At 30.7% G+C, this 13,244-nt stretch carries 18 protein-coding genes; 5 read left to right on the top strand and 13 right to left on the bottom strand.

The genetic code is table 11. The annotated features are described in order from the left end of the window. Positions 1–4: 4 nt before the first annotated feature. The 12 genes from ACZ451_RS09495 to ACZ451_RS09440 all read right to left on the bottom strand — a co-directional run bounded on the left by ACZ451_RS09495 (position 5) and on the right by ACZ451_RS09440 (position 7,480). Positions 5–1,573 carry a hypothetical protein gene (locus ACZ451_RS09495; protein ID WP_464216876.1) on the bottom strand — a complete coding sequence of 523 codons (1,569 nt, stop codon included), beginning with the start codon at positions 1,571–1,573 and terminating at the stop codon, positions 5–7. Positions 1,574–1,584: 11 nt separating this feature from the next. Further along, entirely contained in the window at positions 1,585–2,010 is a 426-nt protein-coding gene (locus ACZ451_RS09490; protein WP_464216875.1) for a hypothetical protein, read from the bottom strand. A 71-nt stretch (positions 2,011–2,081) separates the two neighbouring features. Then, the gene (locus tag ACZ451_RS09485) at positions 2,082–2,495 is read right to left on the bottom strand and encodes a hypothetical protein (protein ID WP_464216874.1); all 414 of its coding nucleotides are present in this window, start codon (positions 2,493–2,495) and stop codon (positions 2,082–2,084) included. Continuing rightward, positions 2,496–2,876: a lipocalin-like domain-containing protein gene (locus ACZ451_RS09480; RefSeq protein WP_464216873.1), complete on the bottom strand. Its 381-nt coding sequence runs from the start codon at positions 2,874–2,876 to the stop codon at positions 2,496–2,498. It lies immediately after the preceding gene. A 49-nt stretch (positions 2,877–2,925) separates the two neighbouring features. Next, on the bottom strand, positions 2,926–4,002 hold the full coding sequence (locus ACZ451_RS09475; RefSeq protein ID WP_464216872.1) for a SecDF P1 head subdomain-containing protein: 1,077 nt from the start codon (positions 4,000–4,002) through the stop codon (positions 2,926–2,928). A 32-nt stretch (positions 4,003–4,034) separates the two neighbouring features. Further along, positions 4,035–4,379: a hypothetical protein gene (locus ACZ451_RS09470; RefSeq protein ID WP_464216871.1), complete on the bottom strand. Its 345-nt coding sequence runs from the start codon at positions 4,377–4,379 to the stop codon at positions 4,035–4,037. A 4-nt stretch (positions 4,380–4,383) separates the two neighbouring features. Then, positions 4,384–5,376 (bottom strand): SPFH domain-containing protein, encoded by a 993-nt coding sequence (locus ACZ451_RS09465; protein ID WP_464216870.1) that lies wholly within the window; start codon positions 5,374–5,376, stop codon positions 4,384–4,386. A 122-nt stretch (positions 5,377–5,498) separates the two neighbouring features. Then, positions 5,499–5,648 carry a YcxB family protein gene (locus tag ACZ451_RS09460; RefSeq protein ID WP_464216869.1) on the bottom strand — a complete coding sequence of 50 codons (150 nt, stop codon included), beginning with the start codon at positions 5,646–5,648 and terminating at the stop codon, positions 5,499–5,501. A 4-nt stretch (positions 5,649–5,652) separates the two neighbouring features. Next, positions 5,653–5,907, bottom strand: a complete 255-nt coding sequence (locus tag ACZ451_RS09455) for a hypothetical protein (protein WP_464216868.1) — start codon at positions 5,905–5,907, stop codon at positions 5,653–5,655. Between the two features lie 9 nt (positions 5,908–5,916). Continuing rightward, a complete protein-coding gene (locus tag ACZ451_RS09450; RefSeq protein WP_464216867.1) occupies positions 5,917–6,480 on the bottom strand; it encodes a DUF6620 family protein in 564 nt (187 codons plus the stop codon). A gap of 10 nt (positions 6,481–6,490) precedes the next feature. After that, complete coding sequence (locus ACZ451_RS09445) at positions 6,491–7,267, bottom strand: hypothetical protein (protein ID WP_464216866.1); 777 nt, start codon at positions 7,265–7,267, stop codon at positions 6,491–6,493. 3 nt (positions 7,268–7,270) lie between these two features. Then, positions 7,271–7,480 (bottom strand): hypothetical protein, encoded by a 210-nt coding sequence (locus ACZ451_RS09440; RefSeq protein WP_464216865.1) that lies wholly within the window; start codon positions 7,478–7,480, stop codon positions 7,271–7,273. 277 nt (positions 7,481–7,757) lie between these two features. On the opposite strand from ACZ451_RS09440, the gene ACZ451_RS09435 reads away from it, so the two are divergent. After that, positions 7,758–8,261: a GbsR/MarR family transcriptional regulator gene (locus ACZ451_RS09435; protein WP_464216864.1), complete on the top strand. Its 504-nt coding sequence runs from the start codon at positions 7,758–7,760 to the stop codon at positions 8,259–8,261. 6 nt (positions 8,262–8,267) lie between these two features. On the opposite strand, the gene ACZ451_RS09430 is transcribed toward ACZ451_RS09435, so the two are convergent. Next, positions 8,268–8,408, bottom strand: a complete 141-nt coding sequence (locus ACZ451_RS09430; protein ID WP_464216863.1) for a hypothetical protein — start codon at positions 8,406–8,408, stop codon at positions 8,268–8,270. A gap of 211 nt (positions 8,409–8,619) precedes the next feature. Between ACZ451_RS09430 and ACZ451_RS09425 the strand changes: the two genes are divergently transcribed. The 4 genes from ACZ451_RS09425 to ACZ451_RS09410 all read left to right on the top strand — a co-directional run bounded on the left by ACZ451_RS09425 (position 8,620) and on the right by ACZ451_RS09410 (position 13,204). Then, positions 8,620–9,054, top strand: a complete 435-nt coding sequence (locus tag ACZ451_RS09425) for a hypothetical protein (protein WP_464216862.1) — start codon at positions 8,620–8,622, stop codon at positions 9,052–9,054. A gap of 14 nt (positions 9,055–9,068) precedes the next feature. Next, entirely contained in the window at positions 9,069–9,956 is an 888-nt protein-coding gene (locus ACZ451_RS09420; RefSeq protein ID WP_464216861.1) for an SAM-dependent methyltransferase, read from the top strand. Positions 9,957–10,623: 667 nt separating this feature from the next. Continuing rightward, on the top strand, positions 10,624–12,471 hold the full coding sequence (locus ACZ451_RS09415; RefSeq protein WP_464216860.1) for a tetratricopeptide repeat-containing sensor histidine kinase: 1,848 nt from the start codon (positions 10,624–10,626) through the stop codon (positions 12,469–12,471). After that, positions 12,464–13,204 carry a LytR/AlgR family response regulator transcription factor gene (locus ACZ451_RS09410; RefSeq protein WP_464216859.1) on the top strand — a complete coding sequence of 247 codons (741 nt, stop codon included), beginning with the start codon at positions 12,464–12,466 and terminating at the stop codon, positions 13,202–13,204. Before ACZ451_RS09415 ends, ACZ451_RS09410 begins: the two co-directional genes overlap by 8 nt. The last annotated feature ends 40 nt before the right edge of the window (positions 13,205–13,244 follow it).

Below are 13,244 nucleotides of genomic sequence, written 5' to 3'. Positions count from 1 at the left end.
TATTTTAAAAATAATTGCGTTGAAGGTTCAACAACTCATTTAATTTGGGCTTGCCATCCAAAACGCTTTGCGCTGAGGCAATCCATTCCTCTTTTATAGGGTGTTTTTTTTCACTAGTCATAGCCATAGCTTCTTTGGCGAAGTCAAAAGCTTTTTTGGTATCTCCCTTTTCAAAGTAATGTATGGCGTACACTAATCGCAACTCAATATAACTCTGAAAAAACTGATGCTTCTGTGCTTTCTTTTTTAAATAGCTTTGCGCTTCTACTATTGACATTTGAAAGTCGTTAAAAAGGGGCTTTTCGTATTCGGAAACTATTTTTGCCCTATATTTTTTAAGGTAAAGGAGCATATTTTCCACGTATTTTTTTAGCGTTGCTTCAGAATTTTTCAAACTAAATTTCCACCCTCCCATATAGTGCAAGTTTTTGTTGGTATCCCAATGTTTTGTTGGAACATAACTAATCAAAGTCTGAAAAAAATGAATATATTCTGGGGTATGTATCGCTTTTCTACCCTGCCATCTATTCAACAAACCGTGTTGAATGCCGATTTTAGGATACAATAATTTTAAATCTTTATAGTCCGCATCTAAAAAAAGATAGGTATGCAAATCGTCATCACTAGGCTTCCCTTCTTCTCCTTTTAATTGATGATGATATAACCATTTATAGCCGTATTTGTACTCAGCACTCCAAACTAAGTTCCAATTTTCAGTGTCTAAATAGTTTTCCAGTGCTTTGGGAATAATTTGAAGTTTTGCTTCTTTTTTGGGGTTGGGGGTTATCTCTTTCGTATAGTCCGTTTTTATTTGGGCTTCATCACATTTGAAATCCAACAACCATTTAATGCAATACAAACGTTCTATATCATTTTCATACTCTTCGATTTCCTTTAAAATAGGCGTTTCTAATTCCCCAGAGGCGGTATCATCGCGTTTTCCACTAAAAGGAGGATTCGATTTACCGATTTCTCGTATCGCATTGATATCTTTCTGTTGTACAAAATCATTGAATTGTTTTGGAAAACCGTCTTCCTCCTCCAAATCAATACTTACCAAATTAACCAAAAGCGCATACCAATCACTGAATAAAGATGGGTTGTTTTGAAGTTCTGCTTCTTGAAGCATTTTTAATATAAGTGCACTTGGCTTTAGTAGTTTTGGAGCATTGTGTTCTTTCTTTGGGAGGATTTCATGCTCACATAAACGTTGCCAAAAATTACTTCCCGCATCAGCATACAAAAATATTCCTGTTTCTTCTTTTTGAGCATAAACGGATTCATCTCCCTTGCTGACTTTAGATGGAAGCCAATTGTTTTCTTCAATATTCAGTTCTTTAAAAAAAAGAGGATGGCTATGGTAATCAGGATGTTTTTCTAAAGGAATACGATAGGTGAATTTTAAATCTAATAAGATATCTATAACCCGAAAATGAGTATAGCCTGTATCAAACTTGTATTGAAAATGGTACAGATTATACAGAAGATCTCGCTTTACAGAAGCCTTTATTTTGGGCTTCGCAACCAAATGGACAGAATCTTCAACTATACCTTCTATTTCGTGCATTGACATATCTACAAACTTTAAACGCCATAACCACCATAGGTGGCAATCACAAATTGATTAAATTCTTTTCTAGTCTTTTTATTAGATAAGTTATACTTTAAAGCTACCCTTTTTATTGCATTCCTAATTATAAACTGACCTTTTAACAAAATACCTACGACAGCGAAACAAGGAATTAAGAACAGAATCAATATTCCTATAACTATATTTTCTGTGGAGAAATCACCTCCATACATATCTGTGAAAATCAAAAAATTATGGAGACAAGCTAGCACACCAAAAGCCAAGATAATCATCTGTACTTTTTTCATTTGTTTACCATGGGCGAGGTATAAGTCTACTAAGTTTTGAAGCTGAGCATCAGAAAGTTCGAAAAGCTCGGGAAATGCGCTTTTACTGTAACTAAATAAGGGTGAGTTTGTTGTTTTGATTTTAGACTCCATTGAAACACTATTACTAGGTAAAGTTCTGTTAATAACGCGAATAATGCATCCCTTATTTCAGGGGTTTATCCTTATTTGCTCTTAAAAAATTGAAAACTGAGATAATGGACACATAAACTCCCTCCAAAAATCCAAAAGCCTTTTGCTTTATGTACAAACAACTCCAAAAATACTTCGGCAGGTAACCAAGTTGCCCCAAATTCGCTGCGAGCATCAAAGGCAATTTGAAATCCCACAAAAAAATATCCTATAGAGAACAACAAAAAGATAAGCGTTGCCAGTACCCGTTTTGATTTTAAGAAAATTGCCAGGAGAAATACTAAAAATCCATAAACAACACCCGTAGAAATTACAGGAGGCACCACATAATCCTTAAAATTATAAAACTTTATATCACTAATTAAAATCTTAGCGAAAAGGAATAAACAAACTATCATCAAGAGTGCTGCGAATATCGACAAAACCATACGCCATAACCCCTTCATCTATTTGGTTTCTTTATCTTTTGAAACCTCAACCAAGTCAAATTTCAGAAGTCCATCTTCCTTTTTAGGCAGATATACAATTTCGTAGTCAAAAGTATAATCCGCTATTTTTTCCCCCTTTAAGCTAAGGGTCAAATAATCCCCATCATAATTCCAAGTACCTTTTTCTAGAATAAAGGCCCCAACGGGACATTCTCCAATATCTTCGTTGGACATGCGCTGTGTAAAAGTATGATCATCTTCAAAAGTGAACACGTACTGTCCCGAAGATGCTTCGGTTTTCTTAAAGATAAGACTATCATGTGGAAAAAAACCACCGGTTATCCAATCCAATTCCCAAACTCCTTTGAGTTCAGTTTTTTGAAAATCTTGTGCGTTCATTTGTAATACGGTTAATAACAGTCCTATAATAATTCCTTTTTTCATATCCTTATTTCGCTAATCCATTTTCAAATTCTCCCAAATAAAAATTCTTTGTACTTGAAAACCACTCAGTCATATCTTTTTTGATAGGAAGTTCAAATCCTAATTGAAGATGTTTGTGGTGATTCCAACCCATATACTCTTTTCCTACAAAACGAATTTTAGCTTTTCCATCTTTAAAAGAGAGGATACAGAAGCCTGTTTCTGTAAAAGTTATTCCAGTATCTGGATTAAAAAATTCAAGCATATTTTTGCTATTCTTTATGCTTGAAACATCAATTTTAAATTCTTTAGCCCTACGTTTTACCCAAGTATCTTCTTTAAAAGCTTCAATTACATCTTTCTCGTCAAAAAAATGTAAAATTGAAATCTCCTCACCTGTTTTATAGTTTATTGTTTTTACCCCTACACTGTTTCCCATTTTTCCACAAGCAGATTCGCTTGCTTCACCATATTCATAACTAAAGTAATTACTAACTAGTGAGAGTGGATTGTAATACGATGCATAAAAAACAGGACAATCATCATTAGGCATAGATTCTTTTTTTATAAAATTATCATGATCTGTTTTTGAGTTATACAGTTCTTTATCATCATACACTGCTTTATTGGTGTAGAGTGTAAAATTCCCTTTAGAGAATAATGGCTTTTTTCCCATTTTCTCTTTTAGTTTGTTCAGTACTGCTTGAGATGTTGCCATATCAAAACCACTTATATTGAATATGCCATTAGGTATTGGCATATGTACTGCAGCATTGCTGACTACTCTACCATCTAGCACTAATGCAATCTTAGTTGGAGTATTGTTTTTAGTAAAAATTTTAAGCTTTTCTGTACCTGTAGCATTAAGGGTAAAAAACAAACTATTTTGGTTTCCAAAATCCATAGGTTGGGAATTCATATCCACAACATCAAACAAACTAAAAATAGACTCTTTTTTTATGTAAAGGTTAGCGTCTGTATCTAACTCTTTTACCAAAACACCTTGTTTGTTTTCATCAATTTGAAAAAAACCAGTAGGTAAATCTTGAGCGTTACTAAAGTGTACCACTAAAAATATGAGTAAAAAGAAAAAGATTCGCATAAGAAATTAATAAAATTACTTTTGGTAATAGCTCACATACAAATCAGCCATTTTTTTGTAAACTCTGCTTCATTGACAATCTGATAAGCTCCAGCTGAAAGTGAATTTTCAGTTTCGGAAGCTAATCCTAGTTGTAAAACGGTGGTTAAACTAAGTCCGTAATGAAAAAGCGAATTAGAATCATTTCCATGTTTTATAGCGAGTTGATGATTTTTATAAAGGTTAGCAATAGCGCAGGTATTTACTTCAGCTTTTTCTTTAGCCGCGGTTAACCATTCTTCTAATTGGGTTTTAGCTTTTGGTTCAAAATTGGACTGACTTATTGCCAATTGTATTCCAAAAACAATTAATATGATTAGCGCTATTCGTTTTCTCATCCCTTTACATTTGGTCTAGAAGCTGTTGTTTTTTTGTATTAAATTCTTCTTCAGAAATTAAATCATCTTCAAAAAGCTCTTTAAGTTCTTTTAATTTTGCTCTTATATCTATTGCTGCAGGTGTAGTTTCTTTTTGTGATGCTTGTGGTTGCTGCATTGCATTGCTCATATTCATCCCAGCAAACATACCCATGCTAGCGCCTGCCATACCCTCGTTCTTCGCCATATCACGCATCGCTTTTAACCTTTGAAGTTCGGCATAGTCTACTCCCGCAATGTTTGCAGTGCGAACCTCTGCCTGCATATCACTTATTTCGCCAATTCTTTTATTAGTTTCTTCATCAAAAGAACTTCCTTCTATTCTAAAATCTAATAATTTAAACCCTAAATCTTCAAAAACAGATATGGTTTTAGCTTGTGCTTCAGTAGCAATCTCTTCTATATGGCTATCTATTTCAGCATAAGAAAATTTTGCATTGGCTAAATAATTAGAAATTGGTTGTGTAATACGAGATAAAAAGATTTCCTGAAGTTGTTCTACAAAATAATCTAACTGCCCAGCTAGAACATTTCTAAAAAAATTCTCTGGTTGTGTAATTCGTAAAGAATAGTTCCCAAAGGCTCTAAGGTTTACTGGAAATGCATATACAGGATCATTATAAGTAATAGGAATTCTTGTTCCCCAGCGTATATTTAACATATCTGACTTTCTGTAAAACCAAATACCCGTTTTATGCTCACTTTCAAAAGCATTCATAAACTTTTTAATGGTAGTCCAAAAAGGCTTATTACTTGTTTTTATATCATGCATTCCTTCTTCTTCAAAAACGCCTTCTACTTTACCCTCATACGTAAATATACAGCCTTGACCCGGCTGCAGTATCAGTTTAGAAGCGTTTTTAAGTTCGTCTCCCCTATCGGTAAACCTATAAAATAATTGATATTGCTTTGGGTTCTCCCATTGGATTACCGACCGCATTTGGTTTTTTAAATTCATCTTTATTTTTATTTGAATAAAATGCTAGATTAATCTAGAAAGCTATTATTTAATTTTTTGGGTTTTTAGTAGTGTTTTAAAAGCATTTAACTCAGTTCTAATGGCTTCTTTGGGTATTAAATTTACAAGGTGTTTGCTTGGTAGATTAAAAACCAATCTTTTACTTCTTTAACCTTACGTGTTTTGGACCATTCCATTTCAGTTGTAAACGATTCACCTTTCATTATTATTTTGTCATCAATAAAGGTATAGCTAATTTGCTCTTGTAACATTTGATTAGAAAAAAAAATCTCTTTTAGATCTAATCTTAATGGAAACGTAAGGCATTAATATAATCATGATACCACAAGTTAAAATAATAAAGGGGTCAGAAATTGCAACTTCATTATCCTTTAAAAAAAACACTAAAACACCCATAACAACAAAAAACACTCCAATAATAATAGTGATGATCACCATAGGTTTCTTGTAAAATAATTTTGTCATTAAACTAGAATAGCTCTTAAAGTTTAATTTTGTTGTTATGGTCATGTGGGTTTTCTAAAAGTCTATATCGCCTCCTAAATCTACAGCATCATTTTTGTAATGCTCTTTCCAGTGCTTCTCCCATTTTTCCATAATAGCAGACATTTCTCTAAAACGTTGCTCATAATCTGGGTGCGTATGGTCCATAAGCTCCCTATTTTTATGAGAATAATGTGCACTAACCTGACTCCATTCTTGCAAATTAAAACCATAATCCTGTAATACGGTTACACCATCTATTCCATGTTCTGCTCCTATAGACATATGAAAGAATATTTTTTGAAAAGTATCAAAATCAGGTACTTTTTCTAATAGACTTTCTAAAGAGGGCGCATCTGAACTTGCGCCTGCAAATTTGCCTACTTTTGGATTGGTAAAAAAGCCACTATACGTTGTTGCTACCGACATGTCTTGTGCCATTAAATCTCCTAATTTATTAGTCCACTCTTCGTTAGTTTTTTGCCAAACAGGCAGTTCTAAACCCAATATTTTACAGACTTCTTCTGCTGACATTCCTGCTGCTATGTTTCCACTAGCTGCTCCCCAATCTTCAAATGTTACTCCGTTTATTGCTTCCATTCTTTACTTTTTATTGTGTTTGTATTTGTTTATAATTTTCAAATTCTTTCTTTTTACGTTCCATATCAGCTTCATACCTTTCTTCTAATTCTGAATTAAGCCCCATACGTTCTTTAAAGAAACTACTCCAATACCTTGTATACGCATCTAAATAAGTAGACCAATAACTTTCAGGAGCCTGCCCCCTATGATCTTGAATTGCATCTACTGCAGCACTCATAAGCTTATATTCTTTTGCTGTTTTTATTGCAGCAATATTATCTACAATACCCCAACCAATTTTTATAAATTTTGTTTCAGGTTCTACTGTGTTTACCGAATTACAAAATTTGCACGTAATGTATTGCGCTCTAAAAATGTCTTTTTCTATCACTAAATCGGCATTACACTGTGAGCATGAGGCTTTTTTATTTGCAATTTTAATAGCATGATCATAAAATTTCTGAGAAAGTTCTCCTTCTAATTTTCTTTGAAAATCATCTAAGGCATAGGTTAATTTGTGATTTAAATCGTATGCTTTTTTACCTTCATCAAAGGCAAAATCTCCCATAGACTCCATTTCTAACGCTACTTTATTATGCCATACCTCATCTATTTTTTCTATTAATGCATATACCTGTGCCTTCATCCCACCCCAAGCACGCATTACAGTATCGTATTCATAATTTGTATCTACTAATTGCTCATGGCATGCTTCTTCAGCATGTGAAAGTGATTCGTTAAATCGGATTTCTATTTTTTGTAAAAAGGAATCCCAACGTTGTATTAATTCTTCTTTAGTAGCCATATGCTATGCGTCTGCTTTAAAATCTTTAACATCTTCCATAAAAGGTTTTCTACAATAATCACATACTACCAAGTTTGTGTTTTTTGGTCGTGGTGCTCCGCAAGCATCACAACTTCGAGAAGCTACTGAAGTTTCTGTTTTTTGCCCTTTAGAATTTATTTCGTTTCTAGAGTTAGCAGCATTATTTGTAATTTTCTTAAATGGATTAGACATTTGTTTGTATACTATTATGGGTGCAAATTAAACTGAACTAAAAATTTACACATCCCTGTTTTCCGTAGTTTTAAACTTTAATTATGATTTAGTAACTAAAAATACTTAATTGTATTGTTGAAAATAGTGCTATGATACAAAAACAAGTACCATTTAACTGAGTGGTACTTCATTTCATCAAAAATTAATGTGATTTCTATTCCACAGGAAATAATAGCGATCCAAAATAAACTTTCAGTAATTATTGAAAGTTTAAAAATATTTGTATATTTGTTGTATGGAGTTTGAAGAAGCAAAATATAAATTTATAAATACCTGGGGGAGTTTAGGATCGCTTTGGGGTATTAATAAAGCTATGGCACAGATACAAGCTCTACTTTTTATATCTCCAAAACCATTATCTACAGAAGAAATAATGGCAGAGCTTAAAATTTCTCGTGGAAATACGAGTATGAATGTACGTCAACTTATAGACTGGGGCATTGTTACAAAAGAATTGGTTGCGGGCGAACGTAGAGAATATTTCTCCACAGAAAAAGATGTTCAAGAATTAACGCGCATCATTGCAAATGAACGTAGTAGAAGAGAAATAAAACCTGTTATCAAAGCTTTACAAGAAGTAAGCACGATAAAAGATGATGGTACTCTAGCAACAAAAGAACTCATAAAACAAACAAAAGCTTTAAAAGATTTAACAGAAACAGCAGATAGTATCTTAACAAAAGTATTGGGTGAAAAACAAAACTGGTTAACAAAATCTATCATTAAAATATTCAAATAAAAAAATTTAAACAATACTTTCAATATTTTCTGAAAGTTCAAAATAATAAAATATGAGTGATTTTATAAAAACATCCAAAGCATTAAATGGTGTGGCGCTATGCAGTTTAATATTTGGAGCATATGGAATAATTCTAACGGGTTTCATACAAATTTTAGCAGCTATTTTTTTTCTAATAGCATTTCCCAAGGACAAATGGATTTATAGCTACTTTGTAATCACTGGTTTATTTTTTTTGTTTTGGGATAGATATTTTTTTGATTCGCAATTTATAATTCCTATCGGCTTAATGTTATACTTAACCTATATTATTCATTTTAAAAAAATAAAAATTCAATAATTTTTAAAACTCATCATTATGAAATATAACGTTCCAAATTGGCTTATTATCCTTGGGGGTATTGGTCAAATATTTACCGCATTAATTTATCCATATATACGTCATAGAGTTTTTGATTGGTATACTGATGTTAGACAGTTAAAACCCTTAAATCAGGAAATTGCAAAAACCTATGGCAGGTATATTCAAGGTTTAAATTTCTCCTTTGGCTTAATTGCTATTTTACTTTTTACAGAACTACAAAACGGCACAAAACTAGCAATTGCTCTAACTGGTTTAATTGCTGCCTACTGGGTAGGTAAAGTAGCAACTCAAATTGCTTACTACCCTATGTACGAGATTCCACAAGAAACCATTTTTAAAATAGGTAGTTATTGTATGAATACGCTATTTGTTCTTTTTGCAGTGGTATATACATGGCTTCTCATAAATAATCTTGTACAATATTTTTAATAAAACCTAATATTATGGAAACGATACGATTAGAACAAAACCATATGGCTTCAAAAGAAACTTCAAGAAATGTTGTAGACCTTGTAGATTTTTATAATGAAGCTACTGAAGATTATAAATTTTGGAGTAAAGATTTTAATATGCATTTTGGATACTTCTCTCCTTTTAAAACCAATATGTTTAAAAGAGATACGATGCTTAATGAAATGAACAGGCAAGTTTTAAAACGTCTTGGTGCACAAAAGCAAAAATTTAGCTTAGCCGATTTAGGTTGTGGTATGGGAGGCACCATGCGTTACGCTTTACAACAAAATAAAAACCTTAGTGCATTAGGAGTAACATTATCCGAGTTTCAAGCTAGGGAAGGAAACAAATTATTAAAATCTTTAAAAGGAACTATTTTAAAAGAAAATTATAATAATACCTCTTTACCCTCTAATTCTTTTGATGGTGCATTAGCTATAGAGAGCTTTTGTCATTCAGGACATCACAAAGCATCATTTAAAGAAGCCTATCGAATTTTAAAAAAAAGTGGTAGACTTGTTATAGCCGATGCGCTTCTTAAAAAAGAGATTGATCAATTATGCTATGGCAGCAAATTATCCCATAATAAACTCTGTGATTACTGGGCTTTAGAAAAATTAGGAAATATACATACTGTGGCGAAAGAGTTGAAAGAAGTAGGTTTTAAAAAAGTAATCATAGAAGATATTTCTTTTAAAGTTGCACCTTCTGTTTTACATGCCCCTTTTGCAATTATAGGTTTTGTATTGCAAAAACTTTTAAAATTGAAACCCATAAAAAAAGAAAGTCTTCATAATTTAAAAGGTTCTTTTTATGCTTTACTTTCTGGTTTACAAATGCAAAGTTTTGGCTATTATATGATTACCTGTACCAAATAACTAGTATATGATATGCCCTAGACTCAAAAAAGATTATATACGAGGGTCTAGGGTATTCTATTAAAATCTTGTTGAAAAAAGAAGTAAACTTTAACGTAACACCGTCAATGTGTTTTACAAACTCCTTAAAATTAGGTTTCACAGATCAATATTTAATAAAAATGTGAATTTAAGTGATTTTTTTATTTCTCTATTTTAGAGAAATAAGTAAACAGCCACTTAAATAAATCATAACTCAGAATAGACAGCAAACATCTTATAATCTTATTCTTTAAATTTTGTAGTATAAAAGTTATATTCTTATCTCGTATAAATATTTCTTTTATTATTTTATTTTACTATTTTTAAGATAATCCATTAAAAGAAATTACGCTTTTAAGCTCCTATTTAACAGGCAAAAACAACTTTCTTAAAAACCTTAATACTATCAATAAATAGTATAGAGTATAAAAAATTATGCACTTTTTAAAAATACCTCTAAAACATTTACAGTATTTTATTGTAAATTAAAAAAAAATGTGCTAATAAATTATTGTATATGATCTACAACTCTTTTCATTTATACACCAATTAATCTTTAAAACATCTTAGTTTTTATTGATAAAATTGGATAGAAAAATAGTTGAATAAAGTTATCGCACGCAGATTAGTTTTTAAAATTTTATGTATGATAAAGAAAAAAAACCTCGTTTATGTGCTATTTTTTTTATGCATATACGCTTGTGATTTTAATAATGAAAACAACACAAATTCTAAGATTAAAGAGTATCAAAAACAAGCAATTGAAAGCTCTTCTGATTCTAGTTATATCTTTTTAAAAAAGAGCGAAAAATTAATAAAATCTTCATCATCGATTTCAGATTCGTTAAAAGCAGAAAATAATTATTTATTGGGAAAATATTTTAGAAAAGATGGGCAATTAGATAGCGCAGCTATTTATTATCATAAAGCTACTGATTTTGTTAATAATGCAATAAGTAATCAGCAAGAATTATTTTATTACTATGCGACTTGGAGTGCTTATTTCGATCAAAACAGATATGGTGATTGTATTGCGATTACCAAAAAATTTAGAACATTACTAGACGATAATGATTTTGAATATCTTTCAACGTATTATTATATGGAATTAGATATTTATGATATAACAAAAAATTACAAGGAGGCATTAAAGATTAACAAAAATCAAATTAGAACTCTTAGAAAAAAGAAAGATACAGTAAGTATTAATACTGCTTTAATTTCGCAGGCTAAATACAAATACCTTTTAGATGATAAAAAAGGAGCTTATAGAATTTTAGACAGCCTCTTATCAGCAGGTGATATACTTAGCATTAACGATAAACGTCAGCTATATTTAGATTACGGTGTTCATCGTTACAACGATAGAGATTACAAAAGTGCATTAAAAAATTACTTAGTAGCATTAGAAAACACTAAAAAATTACCTAAAAATGGTTTTAAAAATAATGAATTAGCTAGAGTTTATATCAATATTTGTGACGCTTTTATTCAACTTAAAGATTATAAAAACGCGGAAACGTATCTTGATTCTGTGTCTAATATTGGGCTAAATAAAATCAATAATATACAGCGAAGAGATGTTTTAGGGTATCAAGTTCAACTATCATATTTAACTAATAAAGACATCTCTAAGGTAAATAGTTACTTAGATACTATTTATGACTATCAATCAAAAGAATATGAAAACAAGTATACTAAAGAATTAGTAGCCCTTACAAAATCAAATGAAAATCAAAAACAAATATTAATAGAAAAAAATGATTTAGAAGTTAAAAATCTCAAAAGAACCATTATTCTGTTAAGTCTAATTGCTTTGATCATAATAATTGGTGTATTATTATACAAACAAAGACAATATCGTTTTGAAAAGCAAAGCTTACAAATGCAGCAACGTTTGTTACGTTCACAAATGAATCCACATTTTACATTTAACACACTAACTGCAATTCAAAACCAAATTGAAGAAAATCCAGAACAAGCAACTAGTTATTTATTGAAGTTTTCAAGGCTATTACGTTTGATTCTAGAGAATTCTACCCAAAATTATGTTCAATTAGATAAAGAGATAGAAGCTTTAAAAAAGTATATAGCGTTGCAATTACTTCGGTTCCCAAATAAGTTTGAATTTAATATTGATTTGAAAAACATAGAAGAAGATGATTTTATTTTTATTCCTCCCATGTTATTACAGCCAATAATAGAAAATAGTATTGAACATGGTTTTTTAGGAATAGATTACCTAGGCAAACTAAAGTTGATATTAACAAAAAAGGAAACCTATATTGAATGTATCGTAGACGATAATGGTAAAGGATTTAATTTGTCTACAAATAAAAACAAACAATCTACGTCTACTCGTTTGATTAATGATTTTTTAAAAAAATCAACGAAATTTGAAGTTGAAGTAGTTAATAAATCTGATAAAAATGGAGAACAAACAGGAGTTATTGTTAAATTTCGAATCCCAGTAAAATTAACAGAAAATGATTAAAGCTATTGTAATAGACGATGAAGAATACATGAGACGAGATGTTTGTACCAAACTCGCAAACAACTTTAGTAAAGAAATTAATGTTATTGCCGAAGCTGAAAGTGTATCTAGTGCGTTAGCAGTAATTGAAAAATTTGAACCAGATTTATTATTTCTCGATGTTAATCTTGCAGATGGAACAGGTTTTGACCTTTTAAAACAATGTAAGTTTAAAAAACTAGATGTTATTTTTATAACTGGCTTTGATCAACATGCCATTAAAGCTATAAGGATAGGTGCTTTGGATTATATTTTAAAACCTGTTGATATAGATGAATTTAAAGAAGCCGTTGTTAAAGCTATTGATAATAATGACAAAGAGAATCACCTTGAAAAACTTATAGAGATTTCTAGTGAATATTTTAATGGTGTAAAAAATAAGAGGATTATTTTAAAAACCTCTGATAATGTATATGCTATCTATGAAGACGATATCGTTTATTGTAGATCAGATGGTAATTATACTACTTTTTATACGCAACAATTGGAAAAGATAATAGTATCAAAACCTATAAAAAAGATTGAAGAAATACTTTCGGAAGATGTTTTTATTCGTTGCCATCAATCTTATATCGTTAATAAAAAGCATGTGCTTAAATATAATAAGCAAGGTATCCTAATTGTAAATTTAGATATTAAAATTCCGGTATCTAGTAGACGAAAAGAGTATACTTTAAAAAAGATTTTTAATTAAAGATCAATTATGAAAAATATAATATCAATTATGAATTAGT

The organism is Allocellulophaga tsushimaensis, assembly GCF_055383085.1.
Note: the sequence above shows the minus strand (reverse complement) of the source record. Positions and strands in the feature narration are given on the sequence as shown.